14 protein-coding genes and 2 pseudogenes are annotated in these 22,744 nt (G+C 65.6%); 10 read left to right on the top strand and 6 right to left on the bottom strand.

Annotated features, from left to right (window positions below; all coding sequences use genetic code 11):
• The first annotated feature begins 578 nt into the window (after window positions 1-578).
• From ACZ7OO_RS41850 to ACZ7OO_RS41840, 3 genes and pseudogenes are all read left to right on the top strand, one after another.
• Window positions 579-1,592, top strand: coding sequence for a hypothetical protein (locus ACZ7OO_RS41850; RefSeq protein WP_471512649.1), 1,014 nt, complete (start codon window positions 579-581; stop codon window positions 1,590-1,592).
• 262 nt (window positions 1,593-1,854) lie between these two features.
• A complete protein-coding gene (locus ACZ7OO_RS41845) occupies window positions 1,855-2,172 on the top strand; it encodes a transposase (RefSeq protein WP_471512648.1) in 318 nt (105 codons plus the stop codon).
• A 401-nt stretch (window positions 2,173-2,573) separates the two neighbouring features.
• Window positions 2,574-3,064: pseudogene (locus tag ACZ7OO_RS41840) on the top strand (lamin tail domain-containing protein).
• Between the two features lie 247 nt (window positions 3,065-3,311).
• On the opposite strand, the gene ACZ7OO_RS41835 reads toward ACZ7OO_RS41840, so the two are convergent.
• Together ACZ7OO_RS41835 and ACZ7OO_RS41830 are read right to left on the bottom strand one after the other, a co-directional pair.
• Window positions 3,312-3,626, bottom strand: coding sequence for a hypothetical protein (locus ACZ7OO_RS41835; RefSeq protein ID WP_471512647.1), 315 nt, complete (start codon window positions 3,624-3,626; stop codon window positions 3,312-3,314).
• 113 nt (window positions 3,627-3,739) lie between these two features.
• A complete protein-coding gene (locus ACZ7OO_RS41830) occupies window positions 3,740-5,938 on the bottom strand; it encodes an FG-GAP-like repeat-containing protein (protein WP_471512646.1) in 2,199 nt (732 codons plus the stop codon).
• A gap of 1,830 nt (window positions 5,939-7,768) precedes the next feature.
• Here ACZ7OO_RS41830 and ACZ7OO_RS41825 point away from each other — a divergent pair.
• Together ACZ7OO_RS41825 and ACZ7OO_RS41820 are read left to right on the top strand one after the other, a co-directional pair.
• A complete protein-coding gene (locus ACZ7OO_RS41825; protein ID WP_471512645.1) occupies window positions 7,769-15,331 on the top strand; it encodes a ricin-type beta-trefoil lectin domain protein in 7,563 nt (2,520 codons plus the stop codon).
• Between the two features lie 30 nt (window positions 15,332-15,361).
• Window positions 15,362-15,817: a hypothetical protein gene (locus tag ACZ7OO_RS41820; protein WP_471512644.1), complete on the top strand. Its 456-nt coding sequence runs from the start codon at window positions 15,362-15,364 to the stop codon at window positions 15,815-15,817.
• On the opposite strand, the pseudogene ACZ7OO_RS41815 reads toward ACZ7OO_RS41820, so the two are convergent.
• A pseudogene (locus ACZ7OO_RS41815) lies at window positions 15,789-16,457 on the bottom strand (transposase family protein). The gene ACZ7OO_RS41820 and the pseudogene ACZ7OO_RS41815 sit on opposite strands and share 29 nt — an antisense overlap.
• Before the next feature lie 52 nt (window positions 16,458-16,509).
• Window positions 16,510-17,327, bottom strand: a protein-coding gene (locus ACZ7OO_RS41810) for an IS5 family transposase (protein ID WP_471512643.1) whose coding sequence is annotated in 2 segments (ribosomal slippage) — window positions 16,510-16,985 and window positions 16,985-17,327 — 819 coding nt in all. Because the reading frame shifts where the segments join, the coding sequence is not laid out codon by codon here.
• A gap of 99 nt (window positions 17,328-17,426) precedes the next feature.
• Between ACZ7OO_RS41810 and ACZ7OO_RS41805 the strand changes: the two genes are divergently transcribed.
• Both ACZ7OO_RS41805 and ACZ7OO_RS41800 read left to right on the top strand, forming a co-directional pair.
• Complete coding sequence (locus tag ACZ7OO_RS41805) at window positions 17,427-17,861, top strand: DUF6228 family protein (protein WP_471512642.1); 435 nt, start codon at window positions 17,427-17,429, stop codon at window positions 17,859-17,861.
• A gap of 211 nt (window positions 17,862-18,072) precedes the next feature.
• Window positions 18,073-18,645, top strand: a complete 573-nt coding sequence (locus ACZ7OO_RS41800) for an RICIN domain-containing protein (RefSeq protein WP_471512641.1) — start codon at window positions 18,073-18,075, stop codon at window positions 18,643-18,645.
• Window positions 18,646-19,202: 557 nt separating this feature from the next.
• Here ACZ7OO_RS41800 and ACZ7OO_RS41795 read toward each other — a convergent pair.
• Window positions 19,203-19,922, bottom strand: a complete 720-nt coding sequence (locus ACZ7OO_RS41795) for a Kelch repeat-containing protein (RefSeq protein WP_471512640.1) — start codon at window positions 19,920-19,922, stop codon at window positions 19,203-19,205.
• A 9-nt stretch (window positions 19,923-19,931) separates the two neighbouring features.
• Complete coding sequence (locus ACZ7OO_RS41790) at window positions 19,932-20,228, bottom strand: hypothetical protein (RefSeq protein ID WP_471512639.1); 297 nt, start codon at window positions 20,226-20,228, stop codon at window positions 19,932-19,934.
• 190 nt (window positions 20,229-20,418) lie between these two features.
• Between ACZ7OO_RS41790 and ACZ7OO_RS41785 the strand changes: the two genes are divergently transcribed.
• From ACZ7OO_RS41785 to ACZ7OO_RS41775, 3 genes are all read left to right on the top strand, one after another.
• The gene (locus tag ACZ7OO_RS41785) at window positions 20,419-20,859 is read left to right on the top strand and encodes a hypothetical protein (RefSeq protein WP_471512638.1); all 441 of its coding nucleotides are present in this window, start codon (window positions 20,419-20,421) and stop codon (window positions 20,857-20,859) included.
• Window positions 20,860-20,930: 71 nt separating this feature from the next.
• The gene (locus ACZ7OO_RS41780) at window positions 20,931-21,764 is read left to right on the top strand and encodes a transposase family protein (protein WP_471512637.1); all 834 of its coding nucleotides are present in this window, start codon (window positions 20,931-20,933) and stop codon (window positions 21,762-21,764) included.
• 106 nt (window positions 21,765-21,870) lie between these two features.
• The gene (locus ACZ7OO_RS41775; RefSeq protein ID WP_471512636.1) at window positions 21,871-22,371 is read left to right on the top strand and encodes a hypothetical protein; all 501 of its coding nucleotides are present in this window, start codon (window positions 21,871-21,873) and stop codon (window positions 22,369-22,371) included.
• Window positions 22,372-22,744 lie beyond the last annotated feature (373 nt).

Genomic DNA, 22,744 nt, shown 5'->3' with positions numbered 1-22,744 from the left:
CCGGTGGCCGTTCTTGTATCCGGACACTCACTCCGACGCCGGGGCAAACGCCCGGATCAGGTGGGAACCGGTACACCACTTCTCAGGACGCAACCTTGTTCCAATGGAGCGGGGCGAACGCTCAAATAGCCCGAATAAGTGCTAGCAACGAGTTGCTTGCGAGGCTCATTCGTCTTGAGCGGTCTGGTCGAAAGTACCATCTCGTGGGTCACAGTCACGGCGGTTCGGTCATATGGGAGGCATTGGTCACTAGTCAGTTGGTGAGGAAAACCGAAAGTGTCAGTCCGTCTTTCCGTGACACATTGCGGAGACGCGGCCTCATCAGCCCCCCGCCGGAGGTTCCCTCGCTGTCCAAGCACCCCGAGCTATATAAAAGCGACGTTCCTCCATACGAGGAGATCAAAGAAGAGATATGCCTGAACGGCCTGCTCAGTTGGACCACGCTAGGAACTCCATTTCTGCAATTTCACCACAAGAGGAGATTCCGCGTCCGGAGAAGGATCGTCGCCCATGGCGCCGGTTCGACCCCAAGCGCCTTAGCCGTTTTGGCATCCTTACTTACGGGGTCCGTTGCCCTGATGGCATTTGGGCTTGTCGCGGTGGGCGTTACTTCCAGATTCGACCACTCGATGCACCGTGTGCCTTTATGGTTGATGATGGTTTCCTTGTTTCTCTTTTTTATCCCATGGCGACTCGGCACAGGCGGCTCCATCGCTGATGCCCTCGAAGAACGGGCAGAAGCCGCACGCGAAGCTATGAACGTCTTCCATCGCCGGTGGCTCGGCCTCTGGGCGCCGGACGACGAAGCGATTGGCCTGCTGAAGGACCTGTCCAAACATTCGGAAGGTCACTATGAAGCTTGGTGGACGGGGTCACCCGCCCCGCAAAGCGGTCGAGATTCCGCGTCGCGTGCCCTGTGGTACCGATTGACCAAGACGTCCAGGGGGAAAGATAAGCAAAGCAGCCAGGATGCCGATCTGGATCTAGTTCATAGATTGGAGTACAGCGAAGCACACGCGGCGATCAGCGTGTTGACCGGAGAACCTTTCAACTTCAGGTTCAGGTGGCTCGGCGCTGCGATCCTTTTCCCGGTAATTTTACCGGCGGGGTGGATCGGCAACAAACTGCTATTGCCTCGCGCCCTACGGTGGTTCCGGGGGTATTTGGCCAGGCTAGCCCAAGGGAATGATGTTCCAGGTGCTTTCCTGGCCTACTGCTCAGCCTCACCCTTACCTGTTTCGGGTATGCCGGCCGGACTACCGCAGGATGTGGCAGACGTGCTCCAGCAAAGCGTGATTCAGACATGGGGGACGGCTGCGCCATCCGTTCGATCAATAATGGTTCGATCTCTTATGGAAGGCGCTTTTCCGCGCGACCCAATGGGCGGAGAGGGGAGTGTGCTGCTTGTGCACACAGCCTACATTTCCAATAGCCGAATCATCCGCTTGATTGGCGCTCATATCGGTCTGTCGCGGGCCGGTGGCGGGAACGGCCGCCGCCCACCTAAGGACGATGAGCGCGCCTGGGTCATCCGAACCAAGGAGGCGGTAGCTGAAGTATGGGCGGAGCACACTCGAAACACCATTCGGTGAGCCGGGCACCACTGACTGCTTCGCCTCCGGTACTGGGATTGCCTGCCGTTGTGATCAAACTCGTGTTCTGGGTCCTGTCTGGGGTTCCGGTGCGGCAGGACTCCGGTGTGACACGTGCGCAACTCACGGACAAAGAGTTGGCCGGGAGTGGTCGACACCGTGCTCGGCATCCGCTCCACTGGGTGGAGTCCACCCGCCGGAGAGGGTGGGTGAATCGCCCCGGGTTTGATGGAGACATCGAAGACCCGGAAGGATGCCGATCATGGCTGCTCCCCGTAAGTACCCCGACGAACTGCGTGAACGCGCGACGCGTCTGGCGGTCGAGGCACGCAAGGACGCGGCCGGTCGGGCCGGAGCGATCAAGCGGATCGCCGACCAACTGGACGTGCACCCCGAGGCCCTGCGCGGGTGGGTCAAACGGGCCGAGACCGACGAGGGCATCGTGGCTGGGACTACCAGCGCCGAGGCTGCCCGGATCGCGGAGCTGGAGCGGGAGGTGAAGGAACTGCGGCGGGCGAACGCGATATTGAAGTCCGCCTCGGCTTTCTTCGCCGCGGAGCTGGACCGTCCACTGCGATGAAGGTCGCCTACATCGACCAGTACAAGAACCTGTTCGGCGTCCAGCCGAACCCGTTCGGACGACGGCGACTGTTACGCGCTTTCATCGGCCGGGCACGCGGCTCCCGGGGGCGCCGCTTGGCGGGACGGAGCTCCACGTCTGCCGCTGGCGCGGGATTCAGGACCGATGACCCGTCAATTCGTCATGTTCATCGCATTGGTGTGTCTTGAAGGTGAGAGTTACTGAAATATCCGTGATTCGTCACATTCTTCGTTTTCCGCACTGATCGGGTTCGGGGGCGGGCAGGGTGTGGGTGTGCGGCCGACCGGGCCGCCACCCACACAACACTCCCCGCTGGCCTGCGCCTTCGCGTCTAGGGTCCGAGGGTGTCAGTTCCGAAGGGGGACCTCGTGTCCGTTTCTGTGACCGCCCGCCGTCTGACCGCCGCTGCTGCCGTGGCCGCCGCCGCTGTCGGCGCACTCGCGCTGCCTGCCGCGGCCGTCGGCCAGCCCGCCGCCCGCCCGCACGACCGGGCTGTGGTGATCAGTGACGTGTCGACTCCCCGGGCCGCGACGACCGCTCCAACTGGTCGCTGAACCATGAGTGGGTGGATGTCACGAACACGGCTCGGCGTGATGTGAACCTGGACGGCTGGACGCTGTCGGACGAGGCCGGCCACACCTACACCTTCCGGCACTTCCGCCTGGACGGCCGCTCCACGGTCCGGGTCCACATCGGCGTGGGCCGTGACCGCTACGCGGACGTCTACCAGGACCGCCGCAACTACGTGTGGAACAACGACCGGGACATCGCGACCCTGCGCAACGACCACGGCCGCTTCATCGACGAGGCATCCTGGGGCCACCGCGGCGACGACCGCGACCACCGTGGCGGTGGCGACCACCGCGGCTAAAGGTGAGCTGGGTGGAGGCGGGCGGGGTTCTCGGTCCGGTCGCACTCTGTCCGGCCTGCGTTGCCCTTGTTCCCGGCTACCGGCCGGCTGCGGATGCGTACAGGCTTACTCTGCCTGGCCCGTCACTCACACTGCTGCTGTGGTGACGGGCCAGACGCCTGTTCAGCGGGTGAAGGTGACGACTTCTGCGAGGAATCGGAGACAGGGGGTCACGTCGGGGCGTAGTCGTCGACGGGCGCTGGCTCCGTCAGGTGTGGCGGTCGTGGGAGTCCTGGGGAGCGAGGGCTTGGAGGACGTACTGGACCAGGACGAAAGCGAAGCCTGCGAGGGCGAGGGCGAGTACGGCGGGCCAGGGGGCGTGGACGCTGATCAGGGTGAGGGTGCTGACGCTGCCGAGTCCGGCGTTGACGAGCGTGGGGATGCGGGAGGGCCGTGCGGCCTGTGGGGGTGAGGCCGGGGTGCCGCGCTCGGCGTCTTCACGGTCCTGATGGACATGATTCCGATCATCGGCTCCACACTGACCGACATCGTCCTGAGCCTCGTCGTCCTCTCGGTCTCCCAACCCGCTGGCTGTCGGCTTGGTGACGTTCGGTTTGTGGCGTGTGCCGGACGGTGTCAGTGTTCAGGCCCGTGGGGGAGCCGGCGGCCACAGCCGCCAGCTCCCCGGAGTGTGGTTTAGCCGAAGGCGAGCTTTCCTGTCCAGGTGCCGATCACTGTGTTGTAGCTGCCGATTGTTGTCTTGCCGCCGAAGTAGAGGCGTACGCTGCCGCTGCTCGTGTGGGCGTACAGGTCGGGGATGCCGTCGTTGTTGACGTCCGGGATGGCGAAGAAGCGCGGGACGTCGGTGCTGGACCAGCCGCTGGCCGCGTATTCGGCGTCCGCGCCGTCGCCACTCGCCGCAGAGTTGGCCAGGGAGAGGATGTCGACGCCCGTGCCCGCCGAGTTGGCCTTGCCCTTGCGCAGGATCAGCCGGCCGGAGTCCGAGCGGTAGATCATGTCTGGGACGTGGTCACCGCTGATGTCGGCGACTGTGACGAGATCCCGGGTGGTCCAGGCGCTGCTGTCGTTGAGGAGAGTTGCGCTGGCGAAGGAGCCGCCGGTGTAGCCGGTGAACGCCCAGTACTGGGTGCCGGAGGTCATGAACAGGTCCGGCTGACTGTCGCCTGTGACGTCGCCTACGGCGAGGATCTGGTCGAAGGCGGACGGGTCGGGGACGTTGACGCTCGCCCCGGTGGTGTCCGTTCCCTTGGTGGGCAGCAGGATCGGCAGTCGGGCGCAGGCGTTGAAGCCGCCGAAACCGTCTCCGGAGTAGACGTAGAGCTTGCCGTCGTCCATGCGGGCTATGAGGTCCTGGAGTCCGTCGCCCGGGTAGTAGTCACCGGTGTGGGTGATGAGCGCGTCCTTCCAGCTGGGGCTGGGGGATGTGCAGCCGTCGGTGTAGGCGGTGTTCTTGGTGACCTTGCCGTAGGACGGGTTCAAGCCGACGAAGAGGTCGCCATCTTTGCCGGAGGGGTAGTTGCGCAGACTGTACTGGGTGTTCCCGTCGTCATCCGTTGACTCGTTGATGGCGAGGAGGTCGGGTTTGTCGTCACCGGTGAGGTCGGCGGCGGTCTCGTCGCGGTCCTCGGGGCTTACGAATATCCGGTAGGAGTTCTCCGTGGATTGATTGCCTGCGGCGTCCACGGCCTTGACGTACAGGACGGCGATTCCGGCCAGTGGCGGTGTGACGGAGGCCGCTGCCTGGAAGAAGTTGCTGGTGACCACGTCGCCTGACTTGGTTGTGCACTTGGTGCCGTCGGCCACGGTGGCGGTCTTGTCGTAGGCGGTGCTGTTCCAGCTGTAGATGTATTTCGTGACCTTCTCGACGGGCGAGTTCCAGAAGAGCATGCATCCGGACTGGCCGAAGGTTGCCTTTGACCACTGGTCCTCGCCGCTGTCGTTGTCGACATCGGCTTCTTCGAAGTCGTCGGACGCGATGTTCGGTGTCTTCGGGGCGACGGTGTCGATCCTGAAGTAGCAGGTGTAGCTGGGGGCGGACGTGCCGCCGGTGCCGCCCGTGTCGTCCTTGACGTATACGTTCCAGGAGTACGTGCCGTCTTTAAGGACGTAATTGCCGTTGCTGTCGGTGTTGTCGAATGTATAGCTGGTGGTGCTCTTGCCGGAGGCGTCCGCCTCACGGTTGTAGACCGTGCCGGTCCCGACGTTCTTCAGCGTCAGGTGCATGACGTCGAGGTCGTCTTTGCCGTCCGGGTCGGAGGTGGCCGCCGAGAAGACGAGCTGGTCGTTTCCGCCGATCGTCACGTAGGGCGAGCTGGTGGTGCACTTGCCGGGGCTCATTTTGAGCTTGGTCGGCTTGTTGGGCTTGGTGTTGAAGGTGACGTCGATGTTCGGGCCCGCGTTGTCGTTCGTGGCCTGGAACTTCTTCCACGCGTACTGGTCGTCCTCGTTCGAGGCCTGGATACCGAGGGTCCAGTGGTCCAGGCTGTGGTCGGCTGCGTACTGGGCTGCGTCCTCGACGTCGAAGGTCGTGTTTCCGGCCGCGCAGCGCTTCTGATAGCCCATTGCGTACGACTTGGTGTCCAGGTGAGCTGTCCAGCCGGGCTGGTTGGACCAACTGGTCTTTTTGTCGATGTCACCGGTCCGCCACACCTCGACGTCCTTCTTGGTGCAAGACCAGGAGTAGGTCTCCTTCATGTTCAGGGTGGCCGCGGTGATGTGCGTGGTGCGCACCTTCTCCGGCCACTCCATGGTGAAGAAGGAACGGCTGGTGCCGTAGGTGTCGGACTCGTAGCCGGCTCGTGCTTCGTTGGTGCCCTTGTTGAAGCCCCGGCCGTTGAAGAAGGTTGCGGTGTTCCAGCTGCCGCGCTTGTACACGGTGGTCCAGTTGCCTGCATCCGTGTTGGTGTTCGGGTCGATGAAGACCGGGTACCGCGTGCTGGCCCTTGTCAGCAGTTCCTGATCGGGCGAGATGGTGATGTGGCCGTCGCCGTCGAGCTTGGGATCGATACGGGACGAGTGGGTTCCGGGCTGAGGCCCGGCGAGACCGGGCAGCTCCTGGTCGATGGCGGTGGCGGGAGGGACGACGACCGCGTCCTCGTCGCCGGCCGGTTCGGTGACTCCCGCGTCTGAACCGGACTCGGTGGATCCGGGGGGGCGTGGTGTCGCTCGCGGTCGGGGAGGCGTCGCCGTCGGTCTCCGTGGTTGCGGTCGGCTCGGGGGTGGCGCCGAAGTCCGTGTCGGCGTTCTGGTCGTTCTCGATGTTGTGCAGCGCGGTGTCCGAGCCGTCCTGGCCCGCGGTGGCGCTCGGGTCGGCGGAGGGGTCCTGTGTCGTGCTGGGTGTGGGGTCGGGGTCGTCCGGGCCGCCGTCACCGTGGGTGAGATTGTCGGTGGCCGCTTCCTTGCCAGCCGAGTCCCACATCAGCAGGGTCGGCGTGGCCGCCACATCGTTGCCGTCGGCATCGTAGGCGTGGATGGAGCCGCTGCGTGAGTCCAGCTTCATCGTCAGGTCCGGCGAGGACAGGCCATACGAGATGGCCTTCAGCGCGGGGTTGTCGGCCGCTTCCGCCGACTTGACGACCAGGACCTCGGAGAAACCGCCGTCGTTCGCAGCAACGACGAGGTCGACGCCGGGGAGCACCTCCCGGTACAGCGCCTCGTTGCTCTCGACCTCGGGGGCGGGGAGGGAGCCCGGCCAGGTGAGGTTGATCGTGTGCCCGGCGGTGGTGAGGGTGACGAGGGTGCTGTTGGTTCCGTCGGCCGCGGTGGTCACACGGTAGGCCGCGGGGTGGACGTAAGACGCCTGGTTGGCATCGGACTTGTGGGACTTGCCTCTTGTCCCGCCCGAGAACACCACCGGTGTGGTCGTGGCTGTCGTGGTCCAGTTCCCGTCGGGCCTGCGCCGCAGCGTCGGGTTGATCGCCCTCCACTCGCCGTCGACCTTGGTGCGTACCGGTGAGACGTGGATCCGGGTGGTGAGGGTGTGGTCGGGGTTGGCCCAGGTCGTGGTCTTTGCCGTGCGGGCGGTGATCACCTCGACGGAGGTGCCGGTGCGCTTCGCCAGGGTTCGGGCCTCGGACTCGGTGCGCGGATGCGGTGCCGCCCTGTGCGTCGCGGTGTCGTCGCCGCTGTCATGGTCGGGGAGCAGCACCCATGCGGTCGCGACGGCCACGATCAGGGCCAACACTCCTGCGAGCAGGCGTGTTTGGCGGTGGCTCAGTCTGCCTGGCCAAGAAGCGGAGGACACCGGACCGTTTCCCCTCTGACGGTGGCGACATGCGAACAGGCCTCCGCGCACCACTTTGGCGGCCCTTTGCCGGGACATGGGGAGGTCGTGTGCAGATCATGAAGGGGTGGATTGGGCAGGGCAAGGCCCCTGGGGGGCGTAGGCGGCCCAGGGGTGACCACGTGGGCTGATTCAGGCCCCTAATCGCGGCCGATCTGCCCTTGTTTAGCATTGCTTGTCATGCAAGCTTCACTGATCAATCCCACAGGCGATCGAACACTCTGGCGCAGAACTCAACAGTTGATCAATAATCCCGCCTGACTTCTCCTTACTTTCTCCATACCTTTTCACGCGGCACTTCTTACGTCTGCCGGCTTCATCCGCATCGCCGGACCGGGGCTATATCCCGGCCGGGCTCACCGGGGGGTTCCTTCGTGTTCGGTCGATCACGTCTGCGCTGGCATCGTGGGATCCGCTGTGCGATGGCCCCAGGAGGCGTCCTGCTGCTGTCCCTCGCGCTCTCGGTGGGGATGCTGGACAGCCAGGCTTTTGCCGAGCCGCCCCCGGACGACGACGTCGCCGCGATGGTGGATGTCCCCGCTACCGACCCGGTGGACGGCGCCGACCAGCCGCTGGACGGGTACGCCCGGCAGTACGCCATAGACCCGGCCCAGGACGACACCGACCCGCCGGACGGCAGCACCGCCATCCCAGCAACAGGGCCCGATGGCACCGCCGACGTCACCCCGGAGACACTGGCGGCCGCCGACGACGGACTCGTTCAGGTCGACGGCGGGGTACCGGTGAAGATCGGTGCCGCCTCCGACGATCCGGCACAAGTGCCCACCGGCACCTGGTCGGTGAACGTCCTCGACCAGACCGACACCGCCGCGGCCGGTGTCACCGGTCTGCTGATGCAGATCACCAGCAGCGACGACACCCCCGCACCGGCTCGCGTGCAGATCGACTACACCGCGTTCAAGAACTACTTCGGCGCCCAATGGTCCGACCGGCTCCAGCTGGTCCGCTACCCCGAGTGTTTCCTCACCCAGCCCGACAACGAGGCCTGTGCCACCCCGGAGCCCCTCGACAACTCCGCCGACCACCAGGCCGACAGCACGGCCACGGACGCCGACGGCAACGAGACAACCGACCTCGGTACCACCACGGTCCAAGCCACCCTCGACCTGTCGACCCCCATGGACGCCGACACCACGACCGGTACCACCACAGCCGATGCAACCAAGGCCCTGAACAAGGGCAGTGTGCGGCCCGCGGTTTGGCACGACGCGGCCGCGAAGGCCATGACAGCTGCCGCCTCCGCCGGCGCCGGCGGGGTCGTCGGTACAGTCGACACCGGTAGAGGCAACGGTGGTTCTTTCCGCGCGACGCCGCTCTCCTCGGCGGGCAGTTGGGCGGCCGGCTCGTCCTCGGGCGGCTTCTCCTACACGTACGGCATCGACACCCCGCCGGTCTCCGCCGGCCCCACACCGACGATCGCATTCTCGTACAACTCCCAGGCGGTGGACGGCAAGACCTCCGCCGCCAACCCCCAGACCTCCTGGATCGGCGAGGGCTGGTCCTACGAACCCGGGCACATCGAACGGTCCTACCGGGGCTGCGCCCAGGACCAGGACGGCGCCGACGCCAACAACAAGGGCAAGAGCAAGAAGACCGGTGACCTGTGCTGGGCATCCGCGAACGCCGTGATGACCCTCGGGGGCACCACCGTCGAGCTCGTACACGGCGACGGTGACGACACTGGCAAGTGGCACCCGAAGACGGACGACGGCACCAAGGTCGAACTCAAAACCGGTGCCGACAACGGCGACGGCGGTGGTGACGACGACAAGGGCGAGTACTGGATCGCCACCACCCGCGACGGCACCAAGTACTACTTCGGCTTGGACAAGGTCGGCAACGGGCATGCCGACACCGACTCGGTCTCCACCGTCCCCGTCTTCGGCAATGACCCGACAGAACCGTGCCACGCCGATGCCTTCAAGGACTCCTCCTGCAACCAGGCCTGGGCGTGGCAGCTCGACGAAGTTGTCGACCTGCACGGCAATGCCATGGTCATCACCTACCAGCAGGAGGAGAACTACTACGCGAAGAACAAGTCCACCAAGCAGAACGTCAAGTACGACCGCGGGTCCTATCCGCTGACCATCGAATACGGCCTGAACAAGGACGGCCTGGGGGCGGTCCCAGCTGCCAAGGTCCAGTTCAAGACCGACGAGCGCTGCCTCAACGCGAACAACGGCAAGTGCAACGGTGACGACTTCACCACCGACGACCCGGAGAAGTACCGCTTCTGGTACGACACCCCGCGCACTCTTCTGTGCAAGTCGGACACCGCCAAGCAGTGCCCGACCTTCCCGTCCTTCTGGACCCGCAAGCGCCTGGAGAAGGTCGTCACCTGGGCTCACCGGGACAGCACCAGCACCCTCTCCCCGATCGACGAGTGGACGCTGAGCCAAGCCTTCAACAAGGCCTGGTACCAGACCTCTCCGGGCATGTGGCTGTCCAGCGTCCAGCGGGGCGCCTACGACTCCGACGCCACCGACCTGGACGATATGCCCGGCGAGGCCTCGAACCTGCCCGCCGTCGTCTTCGACGGCACCGCGATGCCCAACCGGGTGCGCGACGACAGCAAGGACGAGGAACTCAGCTACATCCACCCGCGCATCACGGGCATCACCGACGAGAACGGCAAGAAGACCGTCGTCGACTACAACAAGGGCTGCACGTACGCCCCTGCGACGACCGACATTGCCGACAACACGGCAGCCTGCTACCCGGTGCACTGGTCGCCCGACGACAACGTCGAGAACCCGCCGCTTGCCTGGTTCAACAAGTTCACGGTCGCCCGCGTGACCGAGCAGGACACCGTCGTCAGCACGACCGCCCTCGCCTCACCGGACCTCGTCACCACCTACACCTACGGAGGCGGCGGCTACTGGGCCAAGAGCGACGCCGAGTTCACCAAGCCCTCCCAGCGCACCCACAGCGACTGGCGCGGCTACGCCAACGTCACCACACAGGTGGGCGACCCCGACGGCCCCGCCGCCACCCGCTCCAAGTCGACCGCGTACTACCTGCGCGGATCCGGACAGACCCTGAAAGACGACACCGGAGCCACCCTCAGCTCCGACGACGTTGACGAATACGCGGGCCAGGCAGCCGAGACCGTCACCTATCTGTCCGCAGAAGCCGCGGCGGCCGCACACAGCCGGGTGATCACTGTCCCCGGCGCCACCACCGAGACCGCCCGCCGCAAGCGGACCGACGACACCGACCTGGTCGCCCGCCGCTCCTACATCCGCCGCGTCGACGACCTCACCGCCTACGACGGCAAGTGGCGCGGCACCCGCACCACCACCACGGTCGACGACGACGGCCTGCCCAAACTCAGTGAGGTCTCCACCGTCACCCTGTCGTCCCCCGGTGACACGACCCCGGCGACCGGCGACACCACCTGTACCCTCACCACGTTCGACAACAATGCGTCGGCCAACCTCTACGGCCTGCCCAAGCGCGTCCTGACCACCGCCACCGACTGCGACGACGTCACGACCGCGGCCACCGACAAGGTCGTCTCCGACGTCACCACCGGCTACAACGCGGCCGGCGACGCGACCAGCGAGAAGACCCTCAACGGCGACGGTACCGCGAGCGTCACCAGCTCCCTCACCGAGTACGACGCCTACGGCCGCGCCACCAAGGTCAGCGACGGCGCCAGCCCCGCCCACGAGACAAGGACCACCTACAACCCCGGCAGCAGCGCCTTCGTCGTCATCGGCACCACCGTCACCAACGCCAAGAGCCAGGCGACCATCACCACCCTCGACCCGGCCCGCGGCCTCACCCTCACCGCCAAGGACCCCAACGGCAACGTCACCCGCTACGCCTACGACCAGCTCGGACGCCTGACCACCGGCTGGCTCCCCGGCGACGACGACGCCCTGCCCTCGACGAAGATCAGCTACGCCCTAGGTTCGAAGACCCCCACCCGAGTCACCACCAGCACCCTGCGTGACAACGGCACCTACAGTGACTCGGTCACCTTCTACGACGGCATGATGCGCACCGTCCAGACCCAGTCGCCTGACGCCACCGGCCTCGGCCGCATCGTCACCTCGGTCCGCTACGACGACCACGGCAGTGCGGCCCGCACCGACAACGGCTACTACGTCCTGGGCCTGCCGACGAAGTCCTGGTACCTGCCGACCAGCCAGCAGCCGATCCCCAACTCGACGAAGGCTACCTACGACGGCCTGGGCCGCCCGGTCAAGACGACCACCCTGCACCACAACGCGGAATTCTCCTCCGCCACCAACACCTACAGCGACACGGACGCCTCGGTCACCGTCGTCCCGCCCACCGGAGCCACCGCCACCAAGACGATCGGTGACGCCCTCGGCCGCGCGGTCAAGCAGATCACCTACACCAACGCCGACCGCTCGGCCAGCACCTACACCGAGTCCACTTATGACCCCCTGGGCAACCTCCACCAGATCAAGGACGAGGCAGGCCGCATCTGGTCCTGGACCTACGACTCCCGTCACCGCGTCCTGACCAGCACCGACCCCAACGCCGGCACCAGCCACACCTGGTACGACGACCAGGACCACGTCACCCAGACCAAGGACGCCACCGGCAAGGTCCTGCACTACGGCTACGACGCACTCGGCCGCAAGCAGTCCCTCACGGTGGGCTCGGCGAGCCTGCCCGCGGTGGAATGGACATACGACACGGAGGCCAACGGCATAGGCATGCCGGCGACATCGGTCCGTCACACCACCCCCGGCTCCGCATCCGGTGACATCATCACCGAGGCGACGGGCTACACCGAGAACGGCCAGCTCACCGGCAAGACGGTGACGATCCCGGCGATCAGCGGGCAGACGAACAACCTGTCGGGCTCTTACCACTGGTCGTACACCTACACTCCCACCGGCCAACTCCAGTCGACGACGCTGCCCGCCACCCCCGGCGGCATGACCACGGCCGAGAAGGTCATCACCCGCTACAACGCCCAGGACCTGCCGATCTCCACCTCCGGCTGGGACTGGTACACCACGGGCGCGATCTACAACCCGTACGGCCAGATCACCCGCAGCACGACCGGCAAAAACCCGTACCGGGTGTGGACCAGCGCCCTGTACGACGAACCGACCGGCCTGCTCCTGCACTCCTACGCAGCGACACAGACCGCGAACGGCCTGGTCTCCCAGACCGCGTACGCCTACGACCAGGCCGGCAACACCAGCCTCGTCGCAACCGGCTCGGCCTCCGGAACGACCACGACCTGGGACAACCAGTGCTTCACCTATGACGCCCGAGGCCAGCTCGTCGAAGCCTGGACCGGCGCGACCGCGAAGCAATGCACGGACTCCACGGGCACGACGTGGAAAGCGACGGACACACAGGCCACGGCCTCCGGCGCAGTCGGCGCCACCCCGTCCGCGTCGACGGTCGCGACGGGCACGGCGGCCTACGACTCCCTTCCGTACTGGCAGTCCTACCGCTACGACAACCTGGGCAACCGCACGACCGTCACCAACCACAGCACGCAACGCACCGCGTCGGGCGACCTCAACACCGCCCTGAACGGATCGACTTCCTACGCCTACGGCGACACGAACCAGCCGGACACCCTGACCGGCTGGACGGAGAAGACGGTCACACCGGCCGACTCCGGCACCAAAACCGTCACCGAGACGAACTCCGCGACCTTCGACGACGCAGGCCGTACCGACACCCGCACGATCAACGGCGACACCCAGTCCTTCATCTACGACGGTGAGGGCCTGCTGACCTCGGTGTCCGGATTCGGCGCAGGCAAGGGCGCGATCACGGGCCCCGGCGGACTGTGCCTGGACGACGCCAGCTCGCTCACCGCCGACGGCACAGCCATCCAGATCTACACCTGCAACAGCACGACCGCCCAGAAGTTCAGCGCCAACGGCGGCAAACTGACCGTACTGGGCAAGTGCGCGACGGCCGCAGGCACGGCCTCCGGCTCGGCGATCACGCTCCAGCCATGCGTCCCGGACGCCACGAACCAGTCCTTCACGCTCCGCGCGGACGGCACGTTCTACAACACGGCGTCGAAACTGTGCCTCAACGCCCCCGCCACCACAGCCGGCACCGACCTGACCCTGGCCGCATGCACGGCGAGCGCATCGACCCAGAAATTCACGATCACGGGCACCACGTCCTACCTGTACGACGCGGACGGCAACAGGATCGCGAAGACGACCGGCGGCTGGACAACCCTCGACCTCGGCGAGACCGAAGTCATGGGCTCCCAGACGAACACCACGACGAAGGCCATGCGCACCTACGCGCAGGCCGGCGCCCCCACGGTGATCCGCTACACCTCAAGCGCCACCTCCGCCCACACCCTCGCCGCCCAGATCACCAACACCCAAGGCACGGGCACGGTCCAGATCAAACTGGCGTCGGGGATGGCGATCTCCTCCCGGTCCTACGACGCGTGGGGCAACCTGCGAGGTGACCTGGCCGGAGCGGCAGCCTGGGCCGGCTCGCACACGTACATCGGCGGCGACGACGAATCAAGCACCGGCCTGATCCATCTCGGCGCGAGGGACTACGACCCTGTCTTGGGCCGATTCACGACCATCGACCCCGTCATGGACTTCGGCGACCTCCTCCAACTGGGCGGCTACGCCTACGCAGACAACAGCCCGGTGACGAAGGAAGACCCGAACGGCCAGTTCTGGGGATGGTCCCAGATCAGGCACGCGGCATGGTCGGCGACGAAGACGGTCGCACACGTGGCGTACGAGTACTCAGGCGTCGCAGACATCGTCAGCTGCGCCACCAACCCCTCCCTCGGCTCCTGCCTGATGGCGGCGGCGACGATTGTGATCACGGTCGCGACGTTCGGCGAGGGCGGCCTGGCCCTGGCCGCCGCGAGAGGCTCCATGCGCTTCGGCGGCGGAGTCCTGGCGCGGGGCGCCGAACAAGCAGCGGTGAAGACCGCTGAGAAGACGGTTGTGAACACGGCCGCGAAAGCGGTCGAGAAGAAGGTCGTGAAAACCGCCGAGGAAAAGGCGGCCAAGGCGGTCGAGAAGAAGACTGCCAAGTCGGCGGAGGAATCGGCTGCGAAGACTGCGGAGAAGGACACGGCCAAGGCCTCCGATGAGGGTGAGGACGCCGCCGAATCCTCCGGCAAGTGCAACAGCTTCACGCCGGGCACGAAGGTCCTCCTCGCCAGCGGTAAGACGAGAGCTATCAAGGACCTGAAACCGGGCGACAAGGTGAAGTCCACGGACCCGGTGCTCGGCGGGCTCGGTGTCCAAACAGTCACAGCCACCATCAAGGGCCACGGCACCAAGCACCTCGTCCGCCTGACACTCGCCAACGGGAAGTCCGTCACAGCAACCGACGGCCACCCGATCTGGCTCCCGAAGCAGCACCGATGGGCGAAGGCCAAGGAACTCCGACCGGGTGACTTGCTGCAGACCTCCGCCGGCACGTACATCCAGCTCACCGCAGTGAGGGCGTGGACACAGACCGCGACGGTCAACAACCTGACTGTCTCCAGTACGCACACGTACTATGTGCTGGCGGGGGCTGCGGCAGTCCTGGTCCACAACTGCGATGGAAGTAACGTCGGCGGGACGCACGGCAGCCTGAAGCCGGCGAATCAGCCGGGTTTCAATGGCCCCCAAGAGATCAATCACATGCCGCAAGACGCCTCAACCGGAAGTGCCATCTCGTACGGCAAGGGACCGGCAATCCGGATGGACAAGGTGGACCATCGGCAGGTCTGGTCGACGGGTCAGGGCAGTCGCCCAGAACCCAAAGCGTGGAAGATGATGCAGACGGATCTCGTAAACTCCGGCCGCATCGATGAAGCTATGATGAATGACATTAATGACATCGTTACGCGCTTCCCTGGAAAGTACAACAATGCCATCGGCGATATGATTGGCGGTCTAGCCGGAAACGAGCAGTACCAAGCACTGCGTGGCGTACCCCAACAAGTTCACGTGCAATTGACCCTGTGGTAGGCCACCGCAGGCATCGTCCTGGAGGCGTTCATGGTAATCGATCTCGACCCTCCCCGGGGGTTTGGCAACCTACAGATCGGCATGTCGATCGAAGCTGCCGAGCAGGCACTTAGGGAGCTGCCTGGGTTCGTGCCCCCTGCCGTGGGGGAGGTCAGGAACAAGGGATTCGCTCACTATGACTCCCAGCTGTCCATTTCTCTTGATTTCGATCCCCAGGGAGTAGTGCGCGCCATTGAACTGTTCCGCCCTGACAGAGGCGTTCGGATTATTTTCCGCGACCTTTCTCTGTTCGAGGAACCTGCCGACGTCGTCATCTCTAGGCTTTCTGAAATGTTCCAGCTCGAAATCGAAGACGATGGCTTGAATGTTGTGATCCCAGATGTCTTCATCGGGCTTTGGAGAAGGACACTTCCCGAAATCTCTGGGGATGAAGACGGGCGATACTTCGAGTCGGTTCTTATTGCTGCGCCTGGGTACGGAGCATAGGCCATAGCTCCCACACAGTTCGAACACGGCGGTCGGGAATCGTCGATAATCGCATATGCACCCAATGGTATTGGTGAGTGTGCTCGACGCGGGCGCGGACCGTCGGTGCTCGGCGTTGTCCTCTTCCTGCCCGCGCAGGAGGGGGCGACCGGCTCTCTTTCGGTGTGGGCGTCGGCCTTGTTGCCCGGCGCCGGCTTGGCCGCCGCGACGACCAGGCGGGTGTCGCGGCGATGATGACCTGTACGTTTGCCGAGAACCGGTAGTTGCGGGACGAGGCGCCTACCTTTCGATCACGGACCGGGATGAGAGTGCCGTCCACGATCCACAAGCGTTCGGTGTCCGCCACCGGCCGCGGAGCCGACTCCAGAGTCGGCAGCGGACGGAGCCGCTGGATGACTCGGCAGACGGTTGCCAGCGAGATGCCGAACAGCGGCGCGAGCTGGCGCATGGTGAGATTCGTGCGGTAGTAGACGGCCACCAGCAGCACCCGGTCCGGCAGCGGCAGGCACCAGGGCCGGCCACCGCCCGGCCCGTTCCCCCCTCGCTCACGCACCGCCTTCACCAACTTCGCGAACCGGTCCATCCGCAAGCCCGTGAACGTCTCCACCCGCAACGGATCAGCCCTCAACACCCCACCCATACAGGGAAAATGCCCAAACCCAAGGCTTCTGCAACACCCTTTAGAGGTTGTCTCACGTGGTGAGTTTCGCGAGTTTCTTGTAGCAGGTGAGAGCTGCGGCGAGGCCCAGGAAGGCGAGGAAGTGGCTGCCCTTGCGTTCATAGCGAACGGTGAGACGGCGGTAACCGAACAACCAGGCGATCGATCTCTCGATCTTCCAGCGGTGCCGGCCGAGCCGCTCGCCGGACTCAATGCCCGGGCGCGCGATGCGTGGGATCAATCCTCGTGAGCGGAGCCAGGCAAGGTGTTCGGCGGAGTAGTACGCCTTGTCGGCGCGGACCTTGACCGGTCGCCGTCGTCGTGGCCCGCGCCGGGAGCGTATGGCAGGGAGGCCCAGGAGCAGCGGCTTGAACGCCTGGCTGTCATGCACGTTCGCACCGGACACTGCGACGGCCAGCGGGATGCCCTGCGCTTCGGACAGCACATGCAGCTTGCTGCCCTTCTTGCCGCGATCGACCGGGTTCGGCCCGGTCAGCGAGCCCCCCTTTTCGCACGGACGGACGCGGCGTCGATGATCGCTGAGGTCCAGTCCAGCGCACCTCTGGCACCGAGTTCGTCCAGGACCGCCCGGTGCAGCCGGCGCCACAGACCGGCCCTGGTCCACGCCGCGAACCGGCGATGCGCGGTGGCAGGCGAGGTGCCGAACGTCGGCGGCAGATACCGCCAGGCGCAACCGCTGGTCAGCACGTACACCACCGCCGTGAACACCTTCCGATCCGCCACCGGTGCCGTCCCGCCACCCTGCTGTCTGGGCCGGAACGGTGGTATCAGTGGCGCGGCAATCTTCCACAGTCCATCGGGGACCAGGTCCCGCGCAAGATCCACAGCCATAGCGGACGATCATGCCCCACTTGAGGCCTGTGGCCCGTCCTCGGGGCAGTGCGAGAATAGCAGTTGGCCATCGAGCCCCACGACTTCTAACCTGCACAAATGACCGAAGACAGCCCCGCAGTACGTGTGGGAGACACCGGACCACGACCAGTCCACCTGCTCTTCTCCGAGCTGGCAAGACCGTTCGAGGACGACCCCACACTCGACTTCGTCGTGAAAGCTCGCGGGCAATGGGTCAGTATCGAGACCCTGGTTCGGACGTGGGACGGCGACGGCCTCGACACCTTCCTCTCCTCACTGGCCGAGGATTTCCGCGGCTGGGAAGGAGCGCGCGCCTGGCGCTCTCTGGAACGCGACCTGACGATCTCGGCGGAACACCACTCGGGCGGCTACGTACACCTGACGTGGGGCATCCACGATCGGCCTCCGTCCGAGGAGTGGCACTTCGAGACCACCACCGTGCACGCGGCCGGTGAGGAAATGCGAAACCTCGCCGTCGAGGTCTACACGTTTCTCACGAGCACGGTCGAGTAGCTGAGGCAACACCACGTGAGACAACCTCTAATTGCAAGAGCGGTTACCGTGGATGCAGAACCGGCGAGCCGTCGAGCCGTACGCCAATCCGAACACCCCTCCCTCATTCGGAGTAATTCCAGGGTGGGCATTTTTGGCAGTCGACCGTATGGAGCAGGGATGCCGACGACAGATGCCACTGGCAGCTGCCGCTCGACGAAAGGGACCGTCCATGCGCAAGATCGCTCTCCTCCTCGGTTTGGCACTCTCCGCAAGCGTGGCTGCGGCCGCCCCGGCCGCAGCCAACGGCCCCGGCTACCCCCCGAGCAACCAGGCGGTGGTCATCAGCAACGCCTCGACCGGCTTCTACCTGCAGACCGACGGCCAGAATGAGAACCGGCCGCAGTACGTCCAGGTGTGGTACCCCTGGCCGCTGGCCAATGAGGGCTCGGGGTCGGTCTGGCGACTCAAGCAGAAGTACGGCGACCACTACGTCATCGAGACCGAACCGATCAAGAACCCGACCTCGGCCTGTCTGACGGTGCCGAACAACGCGAAGGACAACGGCCCGCTGACCGTGACCAACTGCAACGGCGGTCCGGAACAGGACTGGATCGTCCGCGAGGACGGCACCTCCGAGACCTACACCATCACCCCGGCCGGAGCGAACTTCCGGCAGTGGGCAATCACTTCGCAGTCGCAGAACTACCCCCACCCTGATGTGTACGTGACCCTCAAGCACTTCACCGGAACCAACGCGCCCACCAACATGCGCTGGAAGATCGACCCGAGGTCGGCCGCCTGACAGTGAGGATTAGCCATGGCATCGCCCGGAGGTCTGACTCTCCGCCTGACTGACGCTTCGGTTGTCCTCTTGGGGAATCGTCGGCCTGCCGGGCGATGCCGTCTGGCGCGTGGCCGGTCGGGCTTCCGTGACTTCATAGGAGCCCGGCCAAAGGTCCCATCACTGTCTCCGGGATGTGTCCGGCGCAGCCCGGTGGTCGGGCCCGTTGCCGGCCCGGCAGGCGATGCCGGGCCGGCAACGGCGCGATCAGTCCGTCAGCTGGTGTCCTGTGTGTTCAGCTGCTGTTCCTCGGTGCCATCGCCGGCGGCGCTCTTCTTTCCGAAGCCGCGGTGGACGCACATCAGTTGGTCGTGGGCGCCGTTCTTGTCGCGGTAGACGATCAGGGCGGGACCGGCGTTACTGGCGTGCTTGCTCAGTTCCTTGTCCGCAGTCCACCCTTTGCCCTCTTCGAAGACGGTGTACCACAGGCTCTGGTCCGTGTTGCCCCGGTGGACGCAGTAGAGCTTGTCCTTGAAGACCGCGAGGGCCGGTCCGGCCTTACTGCCGTGCCGGGGGAACTATTGGCCCGCGCTCCAAGTGCTGCCGTTCTCGGAGACGGTCCACCACAGGCTGTTGTCGCTCCCGTTGCCCTTGTAGACGCAATAGAGCTTGCCCTTGTAGACCGCCAGGGCTGGGTTGGAGGAAGTGGCGTTGTGGGGGATCTCCATGTCGTTGGCCCAGCTTTTGCCGTCGGGGTTGAGGGTGGTGTACCAGAGGCCAGCGCTTGACCCGCCGCCGCGATGAACGCAGTAGAGCCGGTTTTTGAATACGGCCAGGGCCGGACCCGCGCTCGTGGCGTGCCGGGGGAAACGCTGGTCGGTGGACCATCCACCTGTGGTCGTCCGGACGGTCCACCACAGGTCGGTGGTTCCGTTGCCCTTGTGGACGCAGTACAGCTGGTTGTTGAAGACCGCTACGGCCGGGCCTTCGTCGCTGGCGTGCTTGGGGAGTTCGACGTCGTTGCCCCAGCTGGCGTCAGGGTTGTAGAGGGCCTGCCACAGGCTTTTGTCGGAGCCGCCGCCGCGGTGGACCACATACAGTTGGCCGCCGAACGAGGCCAGCGCGGGATTGGACTCGCTGGCATGGGCAGGCAACCGCTTGTCCTCGCTCCATCCGCTGCCTTCTTCGAAGACGGCCCACCACAGGCTGGTGTCTTCCTTGGGGATCTTCCCGACCGGGATGAGCATGCCGGGCGCGATCCACGGCGAGACGAGCTTGCAGCCGTACCCGGAAGACACAGCGGAAATTCACACAGCCTTGGCCTTGCAGAACGCCTCAACGATCTTGTTGAAGGGTGACGGCAGGACCTCACCCCCTACGTCACCGATGAGCTCAGCGATGTCCGCCGCCATCTCGGCGGCCTCGGCGTTGAGGTGGATCTCAAAGCCCCACCACTTCTTCTCGGCCCAGACTTCGAGGCCGCGGGCAGCCAGTTCCTCCCGAGCCTGCGCGCCGCGCGCAAGGTCCTGCGGCGACGGCTCCGCATTGTCACTGCCGAGGACGTGGGTAGGGCCCTCGGTTGCTGTGGCTTCATCAATGGCCAACTGGCACTCCTAGCGTTGGTGCAGTGGGCCTCCGCCAACTTGAAGACGCTGGTCAGGGGGCTGGCGTGACCGGTTCCCGGGGTGCTCACGCTGGTCGAGGGCGACAGTCCGCGGAGTAGATCGTCTGGCGAAGTGGTCGGTTCGCCAGTTCCCGCTCACTGTGGCCGGGCGGCCTTCTACGATCCGGTGCATGGATCCCGAGCTGCTGGAACGGATCACCGCGCGGCGCGCGGAACTGGACGAACTCGAGGAACAGCTGGCGGAAATACGGGCGGAGCGGGACGAACTCGCCGTCGCCGAACGTGTCCTTGAGCGGGTGAGCGAGCAGATCGCTGACGAGCGCGTCTCGGCCGCGCCGGCGCCCGGGCAGGTGGGTGGACGGGCTGTGATGCTGATCCCGCACCGGGCGCCGGACGTGGAGGAGATCATGCTTCCGCCGGACTACCAGCGCATCCTCGCCGTCGTGCGGCAGGCGGCCGGGCCGGTCATGGCCCGGCAGGTCGGCGAGAGGCTGGGCGTGGACGTCAGCGTGCGGGCAAAGCTGGAGCCGTTGCGCGGGAAGCTGGTCAGGCTGGTTGACCGCGGCTGGCTGCGCAAACTGCCCGACGGCCGGTTCGCCACCCGCCTGTGAACTGCTCCAGCGCCAACCGGGGCGGGCGGCGCGGGCGTAACCACGGTGCCCCCGGCGGCCGTTGGATTTGTGTGACGAAAACCAAAGCACGCGCCGAGGACACCTGCCCGCTTGTCTACCGGTGCCGTCTGCCGCTGTCCACGCGGACCGTCGACCACCTCGCCGATCTGCTGCGCCGCCATCTGAAGGCGATACGGTCCAGGTGGCGGATCCTGCCACCTGGGAAGATCGCAGTGATCGTCCTGGCTGTCCTGCGTCACGACCAGCGCCTGGCCGACATGGCCGGCGGAAACAATGTGTCCGAGTCCACCGTCCGCCGCTGGCGCGATGAGCTAATCACCCTGCTGGCCGCCCAGGCGCCGCGCCTGGACCGCGCCCTGAAGAAGATCGCCAAGCAGGGCGGGGAGGTGGTCCTGATCGACGGCACCCTCATCCCCACCCAGCGCCGCACCGGCAAGGCCGACCGGCGGAACTACTCCGGCAAACACCACCATCATGGCCTGCATTTTCTCGCCCTGACCGACGAGAGAGGCCGCCTGATCTGGATATCTGCCGCCCGCCCCGGCCGCACCCACGACAACACCGCCGCACGCCACGACCACATGTTGGCCCACTTACGCGCCGCCGGCCTCGGTGCGCTGGCGGACCTCGGCTTCCGCGGCTTGGACAACGACGTACTCGACCCCGTGATCGTCACCGGCTTCCACGCCAGCCGTACCCACAAGCTCACCCCCGGCCAGAAGACCGCCAACCGAGTCCTCGCCGTCGGACGCGCACCGGTCGAACACGGCTTCGCCCACCTCAAGAACTGGCGGATCCTCAGCAAGCTGCGTACCGATCCCGCTCGCGCCACGCGCCTCCTGCGTGCCCTGCTCGTCCTGACAAATCTCGAAGTCAACCGCTGAGAGAACGTCCAGCTCCGTCCTGTACCCAGCCTGCATGTAGTGGGAAGTTGGAGGGCCTGCGCCGCTCGGGCGGCAGGTCCTCCGACTGCTGCAGAGAGGATCGATCATGACCTCGGACCGCGACACGCTGTGGCGTCGCTGCGCGTACCTGGGCCGCGTCCTGCTGCCACTTCTGGACCAGGAGCCATGGCGCCAGGGTCGCCGCCGAGAGCGGCTGTACTCCTGGGGCATTGACGTGGCGGTGGGGGAACGACTCATTGAGGTCTCCGCGGCCTTAGCCGCCCACGCTGTCGCGGTGGACACTTCCTTATCCGCAGCAGAGTTCGAGACGCTGCCCCTCAGCGCCGTGGCCGACGCGGCGACCGGCAAGCAAGACTTCGAACTACTCGCCGGGCTCCCAGACACCTTCGCCGACGACCGCGACGAAATCGCGGTCAAAGTCTTCCGCCTGTACGCCTACAAGGGCGGCCAGACCAGCCTTCAGCTCCTTCGGCTGAGCACGGAAGTGCGCCATACGCTGACCGCTCTTGCAGCCCGCGAGTCGGTGCCCTCCCCCACGTGCGGAGAAATCTTCCGCAAGGCGGACGAGGCCAACCTGCCGCAATAACACGGAGATCGCCACTCCGGGCGTTGGCGCCAGCAATACAACACAGCCTGACGGACGATCTACCGCTCAGACTGCCGCCCGCGACCAGCGTGAGCACCCCGAGAACCAGTCACGCCAGCCTCCTGACCAGCACCTTCAAGTTGGCGGAGGCTCAGTGCACCCGGGGCCGCCTCAGCAACCTCCGAGCGGAGCTGACAAGCTCCACCGGACCATGAACGGTTCGACACGGAAAGTAGCAACTCGAAGCCCTTGGGTAATCATACTTTCGGTGCGGCCGTGTGGGGAGTGCGAGCCGTTTACCTATCCAGTGGGCGTGGGCTTACCGAAAGAAGCGACGCCCAACAGATGCCGAAGCGGCCCCCTCCCGCCACAT

Source organism: Streptomyces sp. NPDC111744 (genome assembly GCF_055634995.1).
Note: the sequence above shows the minus strand (reverse complement) of the source record. Positions and strands in the feature narration are given on the sequence as shown.

Excerpts from the sequence above, each read along its gene's own strand:
- ACZ7OO_RS41850 (WP_471512649.1), top strand. The coding sequence starts at position 579 with ATGGCATTTGGGCTTGTCGCGGTGGGCGTTACTTCCAGATTCGACCAC.
- ACZ7OO_RS41845 (WP_471512648.1), top strand. The coding sequence starts at position 1,855 with ATGGCTGCTCCCCGTAAGTACCCCGACGAACTGCGTGAACGCGCGACG.
- ACZ7OO_RS41825 (WP_471512645.1), top strand. The coding sequence starts at position 7,769 with ATGGCCCCAGGAGGCGTCCTGCTGCTGTCCCTCGCGCTCTCGGTGGGG.
- ACZ7OO_RS41820 (WP_471512644.1), top strand. The coding sequence starts at position 15,362 with ATGGTAATCGATCTCGACCCTCCCCGGGGGTTTGGCAACCTACAGATC.
- ACZ7OO_RS41805 (WP_471512642.1), top strand. The coding sequence starts at position 17,427 with ATGACCGAAGACAGCCCCGCAGTACGTGTGGGAGACACCGGACCACGA.
- ACZ7OO_RS41800 (WP_471512641.1), top strand. The coding sequence starts at position 18,073 with ATGCGCAAGATCGCTCTCCTCCTCGGTTTGGCACTCTCCGCAAGCGTG.
- ACZ7OO_RS41785 (WP_471512638.1), top strand. The coding sequence starts at position 20,419 with ATGGATCCCGAGCTGCTGGAACGGATCACCGCGCGGCGCGCGGAACTG.
- ACZ7OO_RS41775 (WP_471512636.1), top strand. The coding sequence starts at position 21,871 with ATGACCTCGGACCGCGACACGCTGTGGCGTCGCTGCGCGTACCTGGGC.